Annotated in this window: 17 protein-coding genes, 1 tRNA gene and 1 pseudogene; all 19 read left to right on the top strand. The window is 64.1% G+C overall.

Features of this window, described 5'->3' with window-relative positions; translation table 11 throughout:
- Window positions 1-97: pseudogene (locus tag D571_RS14005) on the top strand (elongation factor Tu); the annotation flags it as partial.
- Between the two features lie 84 nt (window positions 98-181).
- A tRNA-Trp gene (locus D571_RS0103110) sits at window positions 182-257 on the top strand.
- 39 nt (window positions 258-296) lie between these two features.
- Entirely contained in the window at window positions 297-662 is a 366-nt protein-coding gene (gene secE / locus D571_RS0103105) for a preprotein translocase subunit SecE (protein WP_018935217.1), read from the top strand.
- Window positions 663-680: 18 nt separating this feature from the next.
- On the top strand, window positions 681-1,214 hold the full coding sequence (gene nusG / locus D571_RS0103100) for a transcription termination/antitermination protein NusG (protein WP_018935216.1): 534 nt from the start codon (window positions 681-683) through the stop codon (window positions 1,212-1,214).
- A 63-nt stretch (window positions 1,215-1,277) separates the two neighbouring features.
- Complete coding sequence (gene rplK, locus D571_RS0103095) at window positions 1,278-1,709, top strand: 50S ribosomal protein L11 (protein WP_018935215.1); 432 nt, start codon at window positions 1,278-1,280, stop codon at window positions 1,707-1,709.
- A gap of 1 nt (window position 1,710) precedes the next feature.
- Window positions 1,711-2,406, top strand: a complete 696-nt coding sequence (gene rplA, locus D571_RS0103090) for a 50S ribosomal protein L1 (RefSeq protein WP_026287539.1) — start codon at window positions 1,711-1,713, stop codon at window positions 2,404-2,406.
- A gap of 221 nt (window positions 2,407-2,627) precedes the next feature.
- The gene (gene rplJ / locus D571_RS0103085) at window positions 2,628-3,149 is read left to right on the top strand and encodes a 50S ribosomal protein L10 (RefSeq protein ID WP_018935213.1); all 522 of its coding nucleotides are present in this window, start codon (window positions 2,628-2,630) and stop codon (window positions 3,147-3,149) included.
- A 69-nt stretch (window positions 3,150-3,218) separates the two neighbouring features.
- Window positions 3,219-3,599 (top strand): 50S ribosomal protein L7/L12, encoded by a 381-nt coding sequence (gene rplL / locus D571_RS0103080; protein WP_018935212.1) that lies wholly within the window; start codon window positions 3,219-3,221, stop codon window positions 3,597-3,599.
- Between the two features lie 132 nt (window positions 3,600-3,731).
- A complete protein-coding gene (gene rpoB, locus D571_RS0103075) occupies window positions 3,732-7,811 on the top strand; it encodes a DNA-directed RNA polymerase subunit beta (RefSeq protein ID WP_018935211.1) in 4,080 nt (1,359 codons plus the stop codon).
- Window positions 7,812-7,884: 73 nt separating this feature from the next.
- Window positions 7,885-12,132: a DNA-directed RNA polymerase subunit beta' gene (gene rpoC, locus D571_RS0103070; protein ID WP_018935210.1), complete on the top strand. Its 4,248-nt coding sequence runs from the start codon at window positions 7,885-7,887 to the stop codon at window positions 12,130-12,132.
- 109 nt (window positions 12,133-12,241) lie between these two features.
- Window positions 12,242-12,619, top strand: a complete 378-nt coding sequence (gene rpsL, locus D571_RS0103065; RefSeq protein ID WP_018871349.1) for a 30S ribosomal protein S12 — start codon at window positions 12,242-12,244, stop codon at window positions 12,617-12,619.
- Window positions 12,620-12,646: 27 nt separating this feature from the next.
- On the top strand, window positions 12,647-13,114 hold the full coding sequence (rpsG, locus tag D571_RS0103060) for a 30S ribosomal protein S7 (protein ID WP_018935209.1): 468 nt from the start codon (window positions 12,647-12,649) through the stop codon (window positions 13,112-13,114).
- Window positions 13,115-13,132: 18 nt separating this feature from the next.
- Complete coding sequence (gene fusA, locus D571_RS0103055) at window positions 13,133-15,229, top strand: elongation factor G (protein ID WP_018935208.1); 2,097 nt, start codon at window positions 13,133-13,135, stop codon at window positions 15,227-15,229.
- Window positions 15,230-15,269: 40 nt separating this feature from the next.
- The gene (tuf, locus tag D571_RS0103050) at window positions 15,270-16,460 is read left to right on the top strand and encodes an elongation factor Tu (protein WP_018935207.1); all 1,191 of its coding nucleotides are present in this window, start codon (window positions 15,270-15,272) and stop codon (window positions 16,458-16,460) included.
- A gap of 6 nt (window positions 16,461-16,466) precedes the next feature.
- Window positions 16,467-16,778, top strand: coding sequence for a 30S ribosomal protein S10 (rpsJ, locus tag D571_RS0103045; protein ID WP_018870684.1), 312 nt, complete (start codon window positions 16,467-16,469; stop codon window positions 16,776-16,778).
- A 107-nt stretch (window positions 16,779-16,885) separates the two neighbouring features.
- Entirely contained in the window at window positions 16,886-17,530 is a 645-nt protein-coding gene (gene rplC, locus D571_RS0103040; RefSeq protein ID WP_026287538.1) for a 50S ribosomal protein L3, read from the top strand.
- A 5-nt stretch (window positions 17,531-17,535) separates the two neighbouring features.
- Entirely contained in the window at window positions 17,536-18,141 is a 606-nt protein-coding gene (gene rplD, locus D571_RS0103035; RefSeq protein WP_018935205.1) for a 50S ribosomal protein L4, read from the top strand.
- The gene (rplW, locus tag D571_RS0103030; RefSeq protein ID WP_018935204.1) at window positions 18,138-18,434 is read left to right on the top strand and encodes a 50S ribosomal protein L23; all 297 of its coding nucleotides are present in this window, start codon (window positions 18,138-18,140) and stop codon (window positions 18,432-18,434) included. The genes rplD and rplW overlap by 4 nt, the downstream gene beginning before the upstream one ends.
- A gap of 2 nt (window positions 18,435-18,436) precedes the next feature.
- Entirely contained in the window at window positions 18,437-19,258 is an 822-nt protein-coding gene (gene rplB / locus D571_RS0103025) for a 50S ribosomal protein L2 (RefSeq protein ID WP_018935203.1), read from the top strand.
- The last annotated feature ends 2 nt before the right edge of the window (window positions 19,259-19,260 follow it).

The following is a 19,260-nucleotide window of genomic DNA, read 5'->3' as shown; positions in this document are numbered from 1 at the left end:
GATCAGCCCGATTGCGATGGAAGACGGCCTGCGCTTCGCGATTCGCGAAGGGGGCCGCACCGTCGGTGCCGGCGTCGTCTCCAAGATTATCGAGTGACCGGCTGACCCATTTTTTACCAGGCATCTAGCCCGCGGCTGCGCCATCGTGCCCTCCGCGGGCGTGTCTGTCTTTCACGATTACAGGCCAGTAGCTCAATTGGCAGAGCAGCGGTCTCCAAAACCGCAGGTTGGGGGTTCGAGTCCCTCCTGGCCTGCCATCTTTTGCGATGGCGGCAAGCACCGGGTGAGACGATCTCATGAGTGAACAATCGGAAGGCAGCGGCGCGCTGGATACCTTCAAGCTCGCCGTCGTTGTGGCCCTGCTGATTGCCGGCGTCATGGGCTTTTACTGGTTTCAGGACGAATCGACCCTCGTTCGCGTCGTGGGTCTGCTCGCCGTCGTCGGGGTTGCGGCCGGGATTGGCCTCACCACGTACAAGGGCCGTCAGCTGAGCGCATTCATGGGGAATGCCCGCACGGAAGTGCGCAAGATGGTGTGGCCCACCCGCGTGGAGACGACCCAGACCACCCTCGTGGTGATCGCGGTTGTCATTGTGGTGGGGATCTTCCTCTGGCTCCTGGACATGTTCCTGGGGTGGTCCGTCAGTCGTTTCATCGGATAGGCATCAGGAATCTACCCCATGGCATTACGCTGGTATGTAGTACAGGCATTCTCCGGGTTCGAGACCCAGGTCAAGCGTTCGCTGGAGGAGCGTATCGAGCGCTTCGGCATGCAGGATCATTTCGGCGACATCCTCGTCCCGACCGAAGAGGTCGTGGAGATGAAGGATGGCCAGAAGCGCAAGAGCGAGCGGAAGTTTTTCCCCGGTTACGTGCTGGTCCAGATGGATTTCAGCGACGAGGCCTGGCACCTGGTCAAGGCCGTCCCGCGTGTGCTGGGTTTCATCGGCGGAACCGCCGATCGCCCGGCACCCATCAGCGACAAGGAAGCCGAGGCGATCCTCAACCGCATGCAGGAAGGGGCGGAGAAGCCGCGGCCCAAGGTCCTTTTCGAGGTCGGGGAGATGGTCCGCGTGATCGACGGTCCGTTCAACGATTTCAACGGCGTTGTCGAAGAGGTCAACTACGACAAGAGCCGCCTCCTGGTGGCGGTCCAGATCTTCGGGCGTTCGACCCCGGTAGAGCTGGAGTTCCATCAGGTGGAGAAGACCTGACGCATTCTGCGTCCAACATCTTGATCGGGGAGCCGCGAGGCGTTCGCACCCGAGGGAGTTATCATGGCAAAGAAGATTGAAGCCTATATCAAGCTTCAGGTGGGGGCCGGCAAGGCCAATCCGAGTCCGCCCGTGGGCCCGGCGCTGGGCCAGCGCGGCGTCAACATCATGGAATTCTGCAAGGCGTTCAACGCCGAGACCCAGGACATGGAGCCGGGTCTGCCGATTCCGGTGGTGATCACGGTCTACTCCGACCGGTCGTTCACCTTCGTCACCAAGACCCCGCCGGCGCAGATCCTGCTCAAGAAGGCCGCGGGCATCCAGTCCGGATCCGGAGAGCCGAATACGCGCAAGGTCGGCAAGGTCACCCGCGAACAGCTCGAAGAGATCGCGCGCACCAAGGAACCCGACCTCACCGCGGCGGATATGGATGCCGCCGTGCGGACGATTGCCGGAAGCGCCCGCAGCATGGGCATTGATGTGGAGGGGCTCTGAGATGGCGAAGCTTGGTAAACGCATGCAGGCGATCCGCGAGAAGATCGAACCGGGTCGTGCCTATCCGGCGGACGAGGCCTTTTCCCTCCTGCGCGACCTGGCCAGCGCGAAGTTCCGCGAGTCGGTGGATGTCGCGGTGAATCTCGGCGTGGACCCGCGCAAGTCGGATCAGGTCGTTCGTGGCTCCACCGTGCTGCCGCATGGCAACGGCAAGACCGTGCGCGTCGCCGTATTCACCCAGGGCGCCAACGCGGATGCCGCGAAGGAAGCTGGGGCGGACGTCGTGGGTATGGATGATCTCGCCGAACAGGTGAAGGCCGGGCAGCTGGACTTCGACGTTGTGATCGCCTCCCCGGACGCGATGCGCGTGGTCGGCCAGCTGGGCCAGATCCTCGGTCCGCGCGGTCTCATGCCGAACCCCAAAGTCGGTACGGTAACGCCGGATGTGGCCACGGCTGTCGCCAACGCCAAGGGCGGTCAGGTTCGCTATCGCACCGACAAGGGCGGCATTGTCCACTGCACCATCGGCGCGGCCGACTTCGAGCCGGACGCGCTGAAGGACAACCTGAACACGCTGCTGCAGGACCTGGTGAAGATGAAGCCCGCCACGTCCAAGGGGCAGTATGTTCGTCGGGTGACGGTCTCCACCACCATGGGCCCCGGCCTGCAGGTGGACAACGCTACCCTTAATCTCTGATTGCGCCCACGGGCGCGATCCATCGATTGGTCGGCTGTCGCGTGAGCGGCACGCCATCCAAGACCGCAGGCGGGGCACCGTGTGTCCCTTAATACCCCAGCCTGCGCAGATGGTGTAACCCGATTCAGGAATGGCCTGCGACGGGAGCACCTGAGTACCGGTCCGCGGACCGGTTCACGACCGTTTTCGGACGGTCTCAACAGAGGAGAGTCAACGTGGCTTTGAATCTCGATGACAAGAAGCAGATTGTCACGGAACTGGCTGCGATTGCTGCCTCGGCGCACTCCGCCGTGGGTGCGGAATATCGAGGTCTCTCGGTCGCGCAGATGACCGAGCTGCGCAAGCAGGCTCGGGAGCAGGACGTTTATCTGCGCGTGGTGAAGAACAATCTCGCCAAGCGTGCGCTGGCAGGTACGGATTTCGAGTGCATGCAGCCCGAACTGCATGGGCCGTTGATCCTGGCCTTCAGTCAGGAGGAGCCTTCCTCCGCCGCGCGCCTGGTGCGTGATTTCGCCAAGACCAACGATCAGCTGAAGGTGCGGATGGTGTCCTTCGGCGGCGAGCTGATGGGAGCGAACGATCTCGAACGCCTCGCCAGCCTGCCGACCCGCGAGGAGGCCCTGAGCCAGCTGATGGCCACGATGCGCGCACCGCTCGACAAGTTTGCCCGGACCGTCAACGAGGTCCCCGGCAAACTGGTGCGCACCGTTGCAGCGATCCGCGATCAGAAGCAGGCAGCCTGATCCCGGTTCCACGAACCTATTCGCAAGCACATTTCTGAATGCGGGATGTTCCGCAGGGAGAACCAAACAATGGCCGTTTCGAAAGAAGATATCCTGGAAGCCATCGGCAACATGACGGTCCTCGAGATCGTGGACCTCATCAGCGAGATGGAAGAGAAGTTCGGCGTGACCGCGGCGGCTGCCGTGGCCGCGGCCCCGGCCGCTGCCGGTGGTGGCGAAGGTGGTGGTGAAGCCGAGAAGGACGAGTTCGATGTCGTGATGTCCTCGTTCGGCGACAACAAGGTCGGCGTGATCAAGGTCGTGCGCGGCCTGACGGGCCTAGGCCTGAAGGAAGCCAAGGAGATGGTCGAAGGCGTGCCCGCCACCGTGAAGGAAGGCGCCGCCAAGGACGAAGCCGAGAAGATGAAGGCGGAGCTGGAAGAAGCCGGCGCGTCCGTCGAACTGAAGTAACAAGGGGCGTTTCGCCCGTTGTCAGACGTGTCCTCCACGGACATGCGGAGCTGGCGGTCGCGAGGCCGTCAGCTTCCGCCCGTGGTGGCGCGGATATATTGCGCGTTGTTCTGCTAGCCCCCGAGGTATTCCATGGCCCTCAGTTATACCGAAAAGAAACGCATCCGCAAGGATTTCGGGAAGCGTCCCCAGATCCTGGACGTTCCCTACCTGCTGGAGACCCAGCTGACCTCCTACCGCAACTTCCTGCAGGAAGACCGCGACGCGGACAGCCGTGAGGGTCTCGGCCTGCATGCGGCGTTTCAGTCGGTATTTCCCATTGTCAGCTATTCCGGCCATGTGCAGCTCGAGTACGTGAGCTATCGCCTCGGGGAGCCGGGGTTCGACGTGAAGGAATGCCAGATCCGTGGCGTGACCTACGCCGCGCCGCTGCGCGTGCTGCTGCGTCTGGTGATCCACGACAAGGACGCACCCGCGGGCTCCACCGTGGTCAAGGAGGTGAAGGAGCAGGAGGTCTACATGGGCGAACTGCCCCTGATGACCGAAAACGGGACCTTCGTGATCAATGGCACGGAACGGGTGATTGTGTCCCAGCTGCATCGCTCGCCGGGCGTGTTCTTCGATTCCGACAAGGGCAAGACCCAGGGCAGTGCGCAGAAGCTGCTGTACAACGCGCGCATTATCCCCTATCGCGGCTCGTGGCTGGACTTCGAGTTCGATGCGAAGGACGGGGTGTACGTGCGCATCGACCGTCGCCGGAAGCTGCCGGCATCCATCCTTCTGCGTGCACTGGGGATGGACACCGAGCAGGTCCTGGACACGTTCTTTGATTTCAACCAGGTCACCCTCGACGAAAGCGGCGGTGAGCTGGACCTGATCCCCGAGCGTCTGCGCGGGGAGACCGCGGTGGTCGATATCACCGACGGCGACAAGGTGATCGTGGAAGCTGGCCGGCGGATCACGCCGCGCCATATCCGCGAGATCGAAAAGGCCGGCATCCGTACCCTGCGGGTCCCGGATGAATATCTGGTGGGGCGCGTGCTGGCACGCACGATCATGGATCCGACCACCGGGGAAGTGATCGGCAACGCCAACGACGCCCTCACCCAGGACCTGCTGGACCGGTTGCGGGCGGAAGGCATCCATCAGTTCGACACCATCTACACCAACGAGTACGACCACGGGCCGTACATGTCCGATACGCTGCGTCTGGATCCCACCAAGACGCAGCTGGAGGCGCAGGTCGAGATCTATCGCGTGATGCGTCCGGGCGAGCCACCGACCAAGGACGCCGCGGAGAACCTGTTCGCCAATCTGTTCTTCTCCGAGGATCGTTACGACCTGTCGGCCGTGGGCCGCATGAAGTTCAATCGTCGGGTCGGGCGCGATACCGACGAAGGCGAGGGGGTGCTGTCCACCGATGACATCCTCGACGTGCTGAAGGTCCTGATCGACCTGCGAAACGGCAAGGGCCGCACGGACGACATCGACCATCTGGGCAACCGCCGTATCCGCTCGGTGGGCGAGATGGCGGAGAACCAGTTCCGCCTGGGCCTGGTGCGCGTGGAGCGCGCCGTGAAGGAGCGGCTGACGGTCGCCGAGAGCGAGGGCCTGATGCCGCAGGAGCTGATCAACGCCAAGCCGGTGGCGGCCGCGATCAAGGAGTTCTTCGGTTCCAGCCAGCTGTCGCAGTTCATGGACCAGAACAATCCGCTGTCGGAGGTGACCCACAAGCGCCGGATCTCCGCGCTGGGTCCGGGCGGCCTGACCCGCGAGCGGGCCGGGTTCGAGGTGCGCGACGTGCACCCGACCCACTATGGCCGGGTGTGCCCGATCGAGACGCCGGAAGGGCCGAACATCGGCCTGATCAACTCGCTGGCGGTGTACGCCCGTACCAACCGTTACGGGTTCCTCGAGACCCCGTACCGCAAGGTCGAAGACGGCCGGGTGACCGACGAGATCGCCTATCTGTCCGCCATCGAGGAAAGCCAGTACGTCATTGCCCAGGCGAACGCGGCGATGGACGAGGACGGGCGGCTGACCGATGACCTGGTGTCCTGCCGGTACCAGGAGGAGTTCACCATCTCCTCCCCGGACAAGATCCAGTACATGGATATCTCGCCCAAGCAGATCGTGTCCGTGGCGGCCGCGCTGCTGCCGTTCCTCGAGCATGACGACGCCAACCGCGCGCTGATGGGCGCCAACATGCAGCGTCAGGCGGTCCCCTGCCTGCGGGCGGACAAGCCGCTGGTGGGTACCGGCATCGAGCGCACGGTCGCCATCGACTCGGGTTCCGCGATCGTGGCCCGCCGCGGCGGCACGGTGGACTCGGTCGACGCCGGCCGCGTGGTCGTGCGCGTCAACGACGACGAGACCCAGGCCGGCGAACCGGGCGTGGACATCTACAACCTGACCAAGTACTCGCGCTCGAACCAGAACACCGCGATCAACCAGCGGCCGCTGGTGGCGGTGGGCGACGACATTGCCCGCGGGGACGTGCTGGCCGACGGCTCGTCGACCGACATGGGCGATCTCGCCCTGGGGCAGAACATGATGGTCGCGTTCATGCCCTGGAACGGCTACAACTTCGAGGATTCCATCCTGATCTCGGAGCGTGCGGTGCACGAGGATCGTTACACCACGATCCACATCGAAGAACTCAATTGCACCGCCCGCGACACCAAGCTGGGTCAGGAAGAGGTCACCGCCGACATCCCCAACGTCTCCGAGTCGCTGCTGTCCAAGCTGGACGAGTCCGGCGTGGTGTACGTCGGGGCCGAGGTGAAGCCGGGGGATATCCTGGTTGGCAAGGTCACGCCCAAGGGCGAGACGCAGCTGACGCCGGAAGAGAAGCTCCTGCGTGCGATCTTTGGCGAGAAGGCCTCGGACGTGAAGGACACCTCGCTGCGGGTGCCGTCCGGCATCGAGGGGACCGTGATCGACGTGCGAGTCTTCACCCGGGACGGCGTGGAGAAGGACGCACGCGCCAAGTCTATCGAGAAGGACGACCTCGATGCGGTGAAGAAGGACCTGAAGGATCAGCTGCGGATCTACGAGGACGACATCTACGCCCGCGTGGAAAAGCTGCTGGTCAACACGGTCGCCGCCGGCGGACCCGATGGCCTCGGGGACGGCTCCAAGGTCACAAAAAAATACCTGCAGGGTCTTTCGCGGGATCAATGGTTCGAGATCCGTCTGCAGGACGACGACGTGAACGCACGGCTGGAGGACCTCGGGCGCCAGCTCAAGGACCAGCACGCGGCGTTTGACGAAAAGCTCGAACACCAGCGCTCCAAACTGGCGGCCGGCGACGATCTGCCCCCGGGCGTGCAGAAGATGGTCAAGGTGTACGTCGCGGTGAAGCGGCGCCTGCAGCCGGGCGACAAGATGGCCGGTCGTCACGGGAACAAGGGCGTGATCTCGATGATCGTGCCGGAGGAAGACATGCCCTTCCTCGACGATGGAACTCCGGTCGACGTGGTGCTCAACCCGTTGGGCGTGCCCTCGCGCATGAACGTCGGCCAGGTCCTGGAGGTGCATCTGGGCTGGGCGGCCCGGGGGCTGGGCGACAAGATCAACCGCATGCTGGAGGCCCAGACCGAGATCGCGAAACTGCGCGAATTCCTGGACCGGATCTACAACCATCGTGAGCGCAAGGTCAACCTCGACGAACTGAGCGACGCCGAGATCATCACCCTTTGCCGCAACCTGCGCGGCGGTGTCCCGATGGCGACGCCGGTGTTCGACGGCGCAGCGGAAGAGGAGATCAAGGAGATGCTCCGTCTTGCGGACCTGCCGGAGACCGGGCAGGCGACGCTCTATGACGGCCGCACCGGGGAGGCGTTCGACCGGCCGGTGACGGTGGGCTACATGCACATGCTCAAGCTCAACCACCTGGTCGACGACAAGATGCACGCGCGCTCTACCGGCCCGTACTCCCTGGTGACCCAGCAGCCGCTGGGCGGCAAGGCCCAGTTCGGCGGCCAGCGCTTCGGCGAGATGGAGGTCTGGGCGCTGGAGGCCTACGGCGCGGCCTACACCCTGCAGGAGATGCTGACGGTGAAGGCGGACGACGTGCAGGGCCGCAACAAGATGTACAAGAACATCGTCGACGGCGAGCACCAGATGGAGGCCAACGTGCCCGAATCCTTCAACGTGCTGATGAAGGAAATCAAGGCGCTCGGCATCAACATCGAGCTCGAGCAGGACTGAAACGGTCCGCTCGCGACGTGATGATCCGACGGGGCGCGTGGCGCCCCTCGAAAACTAGCTGTGAGGCAAGTGAATGAAAGACCTCCTGAATCTGTTCAAGCAGCAGACCCAGCCGGAAGAATTTGACGCCATCCGTATCGGCCTGGCGTCCTCGGATCAGGTCCGCTCCTGGTCGTTCGGCGAAGTGAAGAAACCGGAGACCATCAACTACCGGACCTTCAAGCCGGAACGCGACGGCCTGTTCTGCGCCAAGATCTTCGGTCCGGTGAAGGACTACGAGTGCCTTTGCGGGAAGTACAAGCGCCTGAAGCACCGCGGCGTGGTGTGCGAGAAGTGCGGCGTCGAGGTGACCCAGACCAAGGTGCGCCGCGAGCGCATGGGGCATATCGACCTGGCCTCGCCGGTGGCCCATATCTGGTATCTGAAGAGCCTGCCGTCGCGCATCGGCCTGCTGCTGGACATGACCCTGAAGGACATCGAGAAGGTGCTGTACTTCGAGTCCTTCATCGTGACCGACCCGGGCTTCACCACACTGGAGAAGCGTCAGCTCCTGACCGACGAGGAATACCTCGAGGCGATGGAGGAGCATGGTGACGACTTCACCGCGATGATGGGCGCGGAAGCGGTCCTGAGCCTTCTGAAGGAGCTGGATCTGCAGTCCGAGGCCGCGCGCATGCGCCAGGAACTGTCGGAGACGGGTTCCGAAACCAAGATCAAGCGCCTCGGCAAGCGCCTCAAGCTGATCGAGTCGTTCCTGGAGTCCGGCAACAAGCCGGAGTGGATGATCATGGACGTGCTGCCGGTGCTGCCGCCGGACCTGCGTCCGCTGGTTCCGCTGGATGGGGGCCGCTTTGCGACCTCCGACCTGAACGACCTGTACCGTCGGGTGATCAACCGCAACAATCGTCTGCGCCGCCTGCTGGAGCTGAACGCTCCGGACATCATCGTGCGTAACGAAAAGCGCATGCTGCAGGAATCGGTGGATGCGCTGCTGGACAACGGCCGTCGCGGGCGTGCGATCACCGGCACCAACAAGCGTCCGTTGAAGTCTCTGGCCGACATGATCAAGGGCAAGCAGGGCCGCTTCCGCCAGAACCTGCTGGGCAAGCGTGTCGACTACTCCGGTCGTTCCGTGATCGTGGTCGGCCCGACCCTGCGGCTGCACCAGTGCGGCCTGCCCAAGCGCATGGCGCTGGAACTGTTCAAGCCGTTCATCTTCGGCAAGCTGCAGCGTCGAGGCCTGGCCACCACCATCAAGGCCGCCAAGAAGGCGGTGGAGAAGGAAGGTCCCGAGGTCTGGGACATCCTCGAAGAGGTGATCCGCGAGCACCCGGTGATGCTGAACCGCGCGCCGACCCTGCACCGTCTGGGCATTCAGGCCTTCGAACCGGTGCTGATCGAGGGCAAGGCGATTCAGCTGCACCCGCTGGTCTGTGCCGCGTTCAACGCCGACTTCGACGGCGACCAGATGGCCGTGCACGTGCCGCTGTCGCTGGAGGCCCAGCTGGAGGCGCGCACGCTGATGCTGTCCTCCAACAACGTGCTGTCGCCGGCGAACGGCGAGCCGATCATCGTGCCGTCGCAGGATATCGTGCTGGGGCTTTACTACCTCTCGCGCGAAAAGGTCAATGCGAAGGGCGAGGGCATGGTTTTCGCCGACGTGGACGAGGTGCACCGGGCCTACGAGAGCGGCAAGGTGGACCTGCACGCCCGCGTACAGGTGCGCATCGAAGATCCGTCCGCCGAGCACGCCGACGCGGAAGGCGATCGGCCGCGCGTCCGTCTGGAGACCACCGTGGGGCGCGCGATCCTTTCGCGAGCCATGCCGCGCGGGCTCCCGTTCGAACTGATCGACAAGGAGCTCGACAAGAAGAGCATCTCGCACCTGATCAATGCCTGCTACCGGCGTCTGGGGCTGAAGGACACCGTGGTGTTCGCTGACCAGCTGATGTATGCCGGCTTCTATTATTCGACCCGGGCCGGCGTGTCCTTCTGCGCCGACGACATGGTGATCCCGGCGGAGAAGCAGCCCATCCTCGAGAACGCCGAGGAGCAGGTGAAGGAGATCGAGGAACAGTACGCCTCCGGCCTGGTGACGAAGGGCGAGCGCTACAACAAGGTCGTGGACATCTGGGCGCACTGCAACGATCAGGTCGCCAAGTCGATGATGGAGCACCTCGGCAAGGAAGAGGTGACCAGCCGCGATGGCGAAGTGGTGGAGCAGCGGGCGTTCAACTCGATCTTCATGATGGCCGACTCCGGCGCGCGAGGTTCGGCCGCGCAGATCCGTCAGCTCGCCGGGATGCGCGGGTTGATGGCCAAGCCGGACGGCTCCATCATCGAAACGCCGATCACCGCGAACTTTCGCGAGGGTCTGAACGTTCTCCAGTACTTCATCTCGACCCACGGCGCGCGCAAGGGGCTGGCCGATACCGCGCTGAAGACCGCGAACTCGGGTTATCTGACGCGGCGTCTGGTGGACGTGTCCCAGGACGTGGTCGTGACCGAACCGGACTGCGGCACAGAGCAGGGTCTGCTGATGAAGCCGATCATCGAAGGCGGCGACGTGGTCGAGCCGCTGCGCGATCGCGTGCTAGGCCGTACCACGGCGGTAGATATCCTGCGCCCGGGAACGGACGAAGTCCTGGTGCCGCGCAACACCCTGCTGGACGAGGCCCTGGTGGATGAACTGGATGCCGCCAGTGTCGACGAGGTCCTGGTACGCTCGGCCATTACCTGCGAGACCCGTCAGGGTATCTGCGCGAAGTGCTACGGCCGCGACCTGGCCCGCGGGCACGAGGTCAACTCCGGAGAAGCGGTCGGCGTCATCGCCGCGCAGTCGATCGGCGAGCCTGGAACCCAGCTGACGATGCGGACGTTCCACATCGGTGGTGCGGCGTCCCGAGCGGTGACGGTCAGTGCGATTCAGGTGAAGAACGCCGGCCACATCCGGCTGCACAACATCAAGACGGTCGAGCACAAGTCCGGCAACCTGGTCGCGGTTTCGCGTTCCGGCGAGCTGGGCGTGATCGACGAGTCCGGTCGTGAGCGGGAACGCTACAAGGTCCCTTATGGCGCCACCATCATGGTGCACGAAGGGGACAGCGTGGACGCCGGGCAGGAGATCGCGACCTGGGATCCGCATACCCATCCGATCGTCACGGAAGTGGCCGGCACGGTGAAGCTCGTCGATTTCGTCGAGAACGTGACCGTGACCAAGGAGACCGACGAATTCACCGGTCTGTCCTCCAACGTGGTGCTGGATCCCAAGAGCCGGTCGTCGGCCGGCAAGGATCTGCGTCCGACGGTCAAGCTGCTGGATGACGAGGGCAACGAGGTCTACATCCCGGGCACCGACATGCCGGCACAGTACATGCTGCCGGCCAACGCGATCTTCAACCTGGAGGACAACGCCCGGGTCGAGGTTGGCGACGTCATCGCTCGCCTGCCGCAGGAATCCTCCAAGACCCGTGACATCACCGGCGGCCTGCCGCGCGTCGCGGACCTGTTCGAGGCGCGCAAGCCGAAGGAGCCGGCGATCCTCGCCGAACTCTCCGGCACGGTGTCGTTTGGCAAGGAGACCAAGGGCAAGCAGCGCCTGGTCATCACCCCGGACCGCGGCGATCCGCACGAGATGCTGATCGCCAAGCAGCGCACCGTGAACGTGTTCGAGGGCGAGCGCGTGGAACAGGGCGAGGTGATCGTAGACGGCGAGCTGGATCCGCACGACATCCTGCGCCTGCGGGGCGTCACGGCCCTGGCCGAATACCAGGTCCAGGAGATCCAGGACGTCTACCGGCTGCAGGGCGTGAAGATCAACGACAAGCACATCGAAGTGGTCGTCCGCCAGATGCTGCGCAAGGTGAACATCGTCGATCCGGGCGACACCCGTTTCCTCTCCGGCGACCAGGTGGACCGCACCCGGGTGCTGGAGGAGAACGAGAAGCTGTCTGCGGATCAGCAGCCGGCGACCTACGAGCGCGTGCTTCTGGGCATCACCAAGGCCTCGCTGGTGACGGAGTCGTTCATCTCTGCGGCGTCCTTCCAGGAGACCACCCGGGTTCTCACCGAGGCCTCCACCCGGGGTGCGCGCGACGACCTGCGCGGTCTGAAGGAGAATGTGATCGTCGGACGCCTGATCCCTGCGGGGACCGGGCTGGCCTATCACAAGGAACGCCGCCGCAAGCGGGCGCTGGAGATGCCGGAGTTCGAGACGGTGAGCGAAACCGCCGCCGAAACGGAGACTGCCGGTCCGGCGCCCGACGAATCGGGTGCCGAAGGCGGGCCGGAAGCGGGTGCATCGGGCGATTCCGCGGAGTGATGCGGAATCGAGTTGACAGTCAAGAGGGCGCGCATTAAACTTCCGCTCCCTCGACAGGCCGGTCTCGGCACCGGCCTGTCGTTATTTTTAGGCTAGGAGAAAGGGTTTCATGGCCACGATCAACCAGTTGGTACGCAAGCCTCGCAAGCGTCCGGTCGAGAAGAGCGACGTGCCGGCGCTTCAGGGTTCGCCGCAGAAGCGCGGTGTATGCACCCGTGTCTACACCACCACGCCCAAGAAGCCGAACTCGGCGCTGCGCAAGGTCGCGCGCGTCCGGCTGACCAACGGTTACGAGGTCAGCTCCTACATCGGAGGCGAGGGGCATAACCTGCAGGAGCACTCGGTGGTTCTGATCCGGGGTGGTCGTGTGAAGGATCTGCCGGGCGTGCGTTATCACACGGTCCGCGGAAGCCTGGACACCCAGGGCGTGCAGAAGCGCGCGAAGGGGCGCTCCAAGTACGGCACCAAGCGTCCGAAGAAATCCTAACCGTGTTCAAGTCCGGGAACTGAAACGATGTCGAGAAGAGCAGCCGCACCGAAGCGTCACATCCTCCCCGACCCGAAGTTCGGGAGCGAACGTCTGGCGAAGTTCATCAATACCGTGATGCGTGATGGCAAGAAGTCCGTCGCCGAGCGGGTCGTCTACGGCGCCCTCGACCAGATCGAGTCGAAGCAGGGTGACGGCCTCGGTGCGCTGGAGCGCGCCCTGGACAACGTGCGGCCCCGCGTCGAGGTCAAGGGTCGCCGGGTCGGTGGCGCCACCTATCAGGTGCCGGTCGAAGTTCGCGCGGTGCGTCAGGACGCGCTGGCGATGCGCTGGGTGGTCGAGGCCGCGCGCAAGCGGGGCGAACGTACCATGGCGCTGAAGCTGGCCGGCGAGCTGATGGACGCCGCCGACAGCAAGGGATCGGCCGTCAAGAAGCGCGAAGACACTCACCGGATGGCAGACGCGAACAAGGCGTTTGCGCACTTCCGCTGGTAAGAACGAAGAGGCACCTCAGTGGCACGCAAGACCCCCATCAAGCGCTATCGCAATATCGGCATCAGCGCGCACATCGACGCCGGCAAGACCACGACGACCGAGCGCATCCTGTTCTACACCGGTCTGTCCCACAAGATCGGCGAGGTGCACGAAGGCGCCGCCGTGATGGACTGGATGGACCAGGAGCAGGAGCGCGGGATCACGATCACATCCGCGGCCACCACTTGCTTCTGGCAGGGGATGGCGAAGCAGTTTCCCGAGCACCGGATCAATATCATCGATACCCCTGGGCATGTGGACTTCACCATCGAAGTCGAGCGTTCCATGCGTGTGCTGGACGGTGCCTGCATGGTCTATTGCGCGGTCGGCGGGGTGCAGCCGCAGTCCGAAACGGTGTGGCGCCAGGCAACCAAGTACGAAGTACCGCGCGTTGCGTTCGTCAACAAGATGGACCGCGCCGGCGCCGATTTCGAGCGGGTCTACAACCAGATGCGCGAGCGCCTGAAGGCGAACCCGGTCCCGATCCAGCTCCCGATCGGTGCCGAAGACTCCTTCAAGGGCGTGATCGACCTGGTCAAGATGCAGGCGATCCACTGGGATGACGACAACTACGGCATCAGCTTCGAATACGGCGAGATCCCGGCCGAGCTGAAGGATGAAGCCGAGCAGTGGCGGGAAAACCTGGTGGAATCCGCCGCCGAGGCATCCGAGGATCTGATGGAGAAGTACCTCGGCGAAGGCGAGCTGAGCGAGGAGGACATAAAGGCAGCGCTGCGCAAGCGCACGCTCGATCTCGAGATCGTGCCGATGATGTGCGGCTCCGCATTCAAGAACAAGGGTGTCCAGGCGATGCTGGACGCCGTGGTCGAATATCTGCCGTCGCCCGAAGAGGTGAAGGCGATCAAGGGCGTGAAGGCGGGCACCGAGGAGCCGATCGAAAAGAAGGCGACCGACGAAGAGCCGTTCGCCGGGCTCGCGTTCAAGCTGATGAGCGATCCCTACGTGGGCAGCCTCACCTTCGTCCGGGTGTATTCGGGGGTGGTGAAGGCCGGCGATACGGTGCTCAACACTCAGAACAATCGTCGCGAGCGCATTGGGCGCATCCTGCAGATGCACTCGAACTCGCGGGAAGAGATTCCGGAGCTGCGGGCCGGCGACATCGGTGCCGTGGTCGGCCTCAAGGATCTGTATACGGGGACCACGCTGTGTGCGCCGGATGATCCGGTCGAGCTCGAGCGCATGGAGTTCCCGGATCCGGTCATCTCGATCGCGGTCGAGCCGAAGACCAAGACCGACCAGGAAAAGATGGGCATGGCGCTGAACAAGCTGGCGCAGGAAGACCCGTCGTTCCAGGTCCGCACCGACGAAGAGTCCGGGCAGACGATCATCTCCGGAATGGGCGAGCTGCACCTGGAGGTCCTGGTCGATCGTCTGAAGCGCGAATTCAAGGTGGAGGCCAACGTCGGTCAGCCCCAGGTGGCCTATCGCGAGACGATCACCAAGCCGATCGAGCAGGAAGGCAAGTTCGTCAAGCAGTCCGGCGGCCGAGGTCAGTATGGTCACGTGTGGCTGCGCATCGAACCGCAGGAACCCGGCGAAGGGTTCGAGTTCAAGAACGAGATCGTCGGTGGGGTGGTGCCGAAGGATTACATCCCGGCCGTGCAGAAGGGCATCGAGGAACAGATGAAGAACGGCGTACTCGCCGGGTTCCCGATCGAAGATGTGAAGGTGGCGCTGTTTGACGGGTCCTACCATGACGTCGACTCGAACGAGAACGCCTTCAAGGTCGCGGCCTCCATGGCATTCAAGGAAGGGGCGCTGCGCGCCGGCGCCGTGCTGCTCGAGCCGATGATGAAGGTCGAGGTCGAGACCCCCGAAGAGTACATGGGCGACGTGATGGGCGACCTCAACGGACGCCGCGGTCTGGTGCGGGGCATGGAGGACGTGGCCGGGCAGAAGCTGCTGCACGCCGAGGTCCCGCTGTCCGAGATGTTCGGGTATTCCACGCAACTGCGTTCGCTTACCCAGGGCCGCGCCACGTATTCCATGGAATTCGAGAAATACGCGGAAGCGCCGGCGCAGATCGCCGAAGCCGTCGCCCGCAAGGCGTCCTGATTCCGCCATTCCGTAGAGAACGATTTAAGAGGTCTTAGCTGTGTCCAAGGAAAAGTTCGAACGCAAGAAGCCGCATGTGAATGTGGGGACGATTGGTCATGTGGACCACGGGAAGACGACGCTGACGGCGGCGTTGACGGTGGTTCAGGCGAAGAAGTTCGGGAGCGATGCCCGTGCTTTTGACCAGATCGACAACGCGCCGGAAGAGAAGCAGCGCGGGATCACGATTGCGACGGCGCACGTGGAGTACGAGTCGGATACGCGTCACTATGCGCACGTGGACTGCCCCGGGCACGCGGACTATGTGAAGAACATGATCACGGGTGCGGCGCAGATGGACGGCGCGATTCTGGTGGTGTCGGCGGCCGATGGTCCGATGCCGCAGACGCGCGAGCACATTCTGCTGTCGCGCCAGGTGGGCGTGCCGCACATTGTGGTGTTCCTGAACAAGGCGGACATGGTGGACGATCCGGAGCTCCTGGAGCTGGTGGAGATGGAAGTCCGCGATCTGCTGTCGAGCTACGACTTCCCGGGTGACGACACCCCGGTGGTGACCGGTTCGGCGCTGAAGGCGCTGGAAGGCGACGAGGGCGAGATGGGTGCCCAGGCGATCCACAAGCTGGTCGAGGAGATGGACAACTTCATCCCCGAGCCGGAGCGCGCGGTCGACGGTGCGTTCCTGATGCCGGTGGAAGACGTGTTCTCGATTTCCGGTCGCGGCACCGTGGTGACCGGTCGTGTCGAGCGCGGTGTGGTCAAGGTCGGCGAAGAAGTCGAGATCGTGGGTCTGCACGACACCCAGAAGACCACGGTCACCGGCGTGGAGATGTTCCGCAAGCTGCTGGACCAGGGCGAGGCGGGCGACAACGTTGGTGTGCTGCTGCGCGGCACCAAGCGTGACGACGTCCAGCGCGGTCAGGTGCTGTGCAAGCCGGGTTCGATCACGCCGCATACGCAGTTCGAGGCCGAGGTGTACATCCTGAACAAGGAAGAGGGCGGTCGTCACACGCCGTTCTTCAACGGATATCGTCCGCAGTTCTACTTCCGCACGACCGACGTGACGGGATCGGTGGAGCTGCCCGAGGGCACCGAGATGGTGATGCCGGGCGACAACGTGAAGATGACCGTGTCGCTGATCAGCCCGATTGCGATGGAAGACGGCCTGCGCTTCGCGATTCGCGAAGGGGGCCGCACCGTCGGTGCCGGCGTCGTCTCCAAGATTATCGAGTAAAGATCCATGGCTAATCAGCGTATTCGTATCCGTCTCAAGGCGTTCGACCATCGGTTGATCGATCGGTCGGCCGCCGAGATTGTGGAGACCGCCAAGCGGACCGGGGCGCGGGTCAAGGGCCCCATCCCTCTGCCGACCAAGCGGGAGTCGTATACCGTGCTGACCTCCCCGCACGTCAACAAGGACGCGCGGGACCAGTACGAGCTCCGCACCCACAAACGGCTGATGGACATCATGGATCCGACGGACAAGACCGTGGATGCCCTGATGAAGCTGGACCTGGCCGCCGGCGTGAATGTGCAGATCCGACTTAACTAAGCGGAAACTTTCTGTCATAATATTGGGCTTTCCGTGGCCCGGCGTTCGGCGCCGGGCCACGACTTTGGGGCGCAGGGCCGCGCCGGCGATTACGAAGAGGTTGGAAAATGGCTCTTGGACTCATTGGTCGCAAGCTTGGAATGACGCGCGTGTTCACCGAAGAGGGCGCGTCGGTGCCGGTCACGGTGCTCGAGGTGGACAGCAATCGCGTGGTCCAGGTGAAGCGTGCCGACCGTGATGGCTACGATGCCGTGCAGGTGACTGCCGGCTCGCGCAAGCCGCAACGGGTGAACCGTGCGGTGGGCGGGCATTACGCCAGTGCCGAGGTCGAGCCGGGCCGCGGTCTGTGGGAATTCCGCGTCGAGGCCGACGAGGCTGAAGGCATGAATGCGGGTGATCCGATCACCGTGGACTGCTTCGAAGAGGGGCAGCGTGTCGATGTGACCGCGCGCAGCAAGGGCAAGGGGTTTCAGGGTGCGGTGAAACGTCACAACTTCCGCACCCAGGACGCCACCCACGGCAACTCGCTGGCCCATCGCGCCCCGGGATCCATCGGTCAGAACCAGAGCCCGGGCCGGGTGTTCAAGGGCAAGAAGATGGCCGGCCAGATGGGTTCGGAGCGCAAGACCATCCAGAATCTGAGCGTGGTTCGGGTCGATACCGATCGCGGCCTGCTGCTGGTGAAGGGCGCCATTCCGGGCCCGTCCAGCGCGGACGTGATGATCCGGCCGGCCGTCAAGGCGAAGGGTTGATAACGATGCAGATGACAACAGCCGATACCGGCGCCAGCGTGGACCTGTCGTCCGCCTGTTTCGAGCGCGAGTTCAACGACTCGCTTGTGCATCAGGCGGTTGTGGCTCAACTGGCGGGCGCACGCCGAGGTACCCGTGCGCAGAAGACGCGTTCCCAGGTTTCGGGGGGCGGTATCAAGCCGTTCCGCCAGAAGGGGACCGGCCGTGCGCGCGCCGGGACGATCCGCAGCCCGTTGTGGATTGGCGGCGGCAAGGTGTTCGCTGCGCGGACCCGGGATTTTTCGCAGAAGCTGAACCGCAAGATGTACCGCGCGGCCTACGCGTCGATCCTTTCGGAACTGGTGCGTCAGGAACGCCTGAAGATCGTCAGCGGGTTTGCCGTCGAGTCTGGCCGTACGCGCGACGGGGTCGCGGCGCTGGGTAAGCTGGGCGTCGACGGAGGGCTGGTCGTGCTGGACGAACGGGACGAAATGACGGAGCGCGCAGTGCGGAATATTCCGCGGGTACAGCTCACCACGCTGGCGGCCGCCGGTCCTGCCGACCTGGTCGGCGCCGAGTCGGTGGTGATGACCGAGGCCGCCGTACGCCGGATCGAGGAGTGGTTGGCATGAATGGCCGTCTGATGCAGGTAATCCAGGGCCCCGTGGTCTCGGAAAAGTCGACCATGGCTGGCGAGGTTGGGCAGTACGTGTTCAAGGTCCTGCCCGATGCAAGCAAGGCCGAGGTCAAGGCGGCGATCGAGCAGCTGTTCGAGGTCCGCGTCGAGGCCGTGCGCACGCTGCGCCAGCAGGGCAAGAACAAACGGTTCGGGCGTCAGTTCGGGCGGCGCAACCACTGGAAGAAGGCCTATGTCTCGCTGGCGCCCGGCGAAAGCATCGACATGGGTGAAGGGGAGCAGCTCTGATCATGGCTATCATCAAGACCAACCCCACGTCCGCCGGTCGTCGGCATACGGTCCAGATCCGCGGTGACGGTCTGCATCGTGGCGAGCCCTGGCCCGGGCTGGTGGAGAAGAAACAGCGTACCGGCGGCCGTAACAACACCGGCCGGATCACTACCCGGCATATCGGTGGTGGTCACAAGCAGCGCTACCGCAAGGTCGACTTCAAACGGACCAAGGACAACATTCCGGCCCGCGTGGAGCGTCTGGAATATGATCCGAACCGCAGTGCGCACCTCGCGCTGTTGCTGTATCGCGACGGGGAGCGCCGTTATATCCTCGCACCGCGCGGGCTGAAGGTGGGCGACACCGTTTCGAGTGGATCGCAGGCGCCCATCCGCCCGGGGAACGCCATGTCACTGCGTTCGATTCCGGTCGGCACGACCGTTCACGGGATCGAGCTTAAGCCCGGGAAGGGCGCGCAGCTGGTGCGTTCCGCCGGTGTCGGTGCCCAGGTGGTGGCGCGCGAAGGGCAGCAGGCCACGATTCGTCTGGCCTCGGGCGAGATGCGCCGCGTTCCGTCGGAATGCCGGGCGGTGGTGGGCGAGGTCGGTTACTCGGAGCACTCCCTGCGCAAATACGGCAAGGCCGGCGCGCGTCGCTGGCAGGGCAAGCGACCGACCGTACGCGGTACGGTGATGAACCCGGTCGACCATCCGCATGGCGGTGGCGAAGGCCGCAACTTCGGACGCCATCCGGTGACCCCGTGGGGCCGCCCGACCAAGGGCTTCAAGACGCGAAATAACAAACGAACCGACCGCATGATCGTGCGGCGGCGCAAGAAGTAACG

Source organism: Thioalkalivibrio sp. ALJ24, assembly GCF_000377785.1.
In the GTDB taxonomy this organism is placed as follows: domain Bacteria; phylum Pseudomonadota; class Gammaproteobacteria; order Ectothiorhodospirales; family Ectothiorhodospiraceae; genus Thioalkalivibrio.
This window is presented reverse-complemented; position numbering and strand designations above follow the sequence as displayed.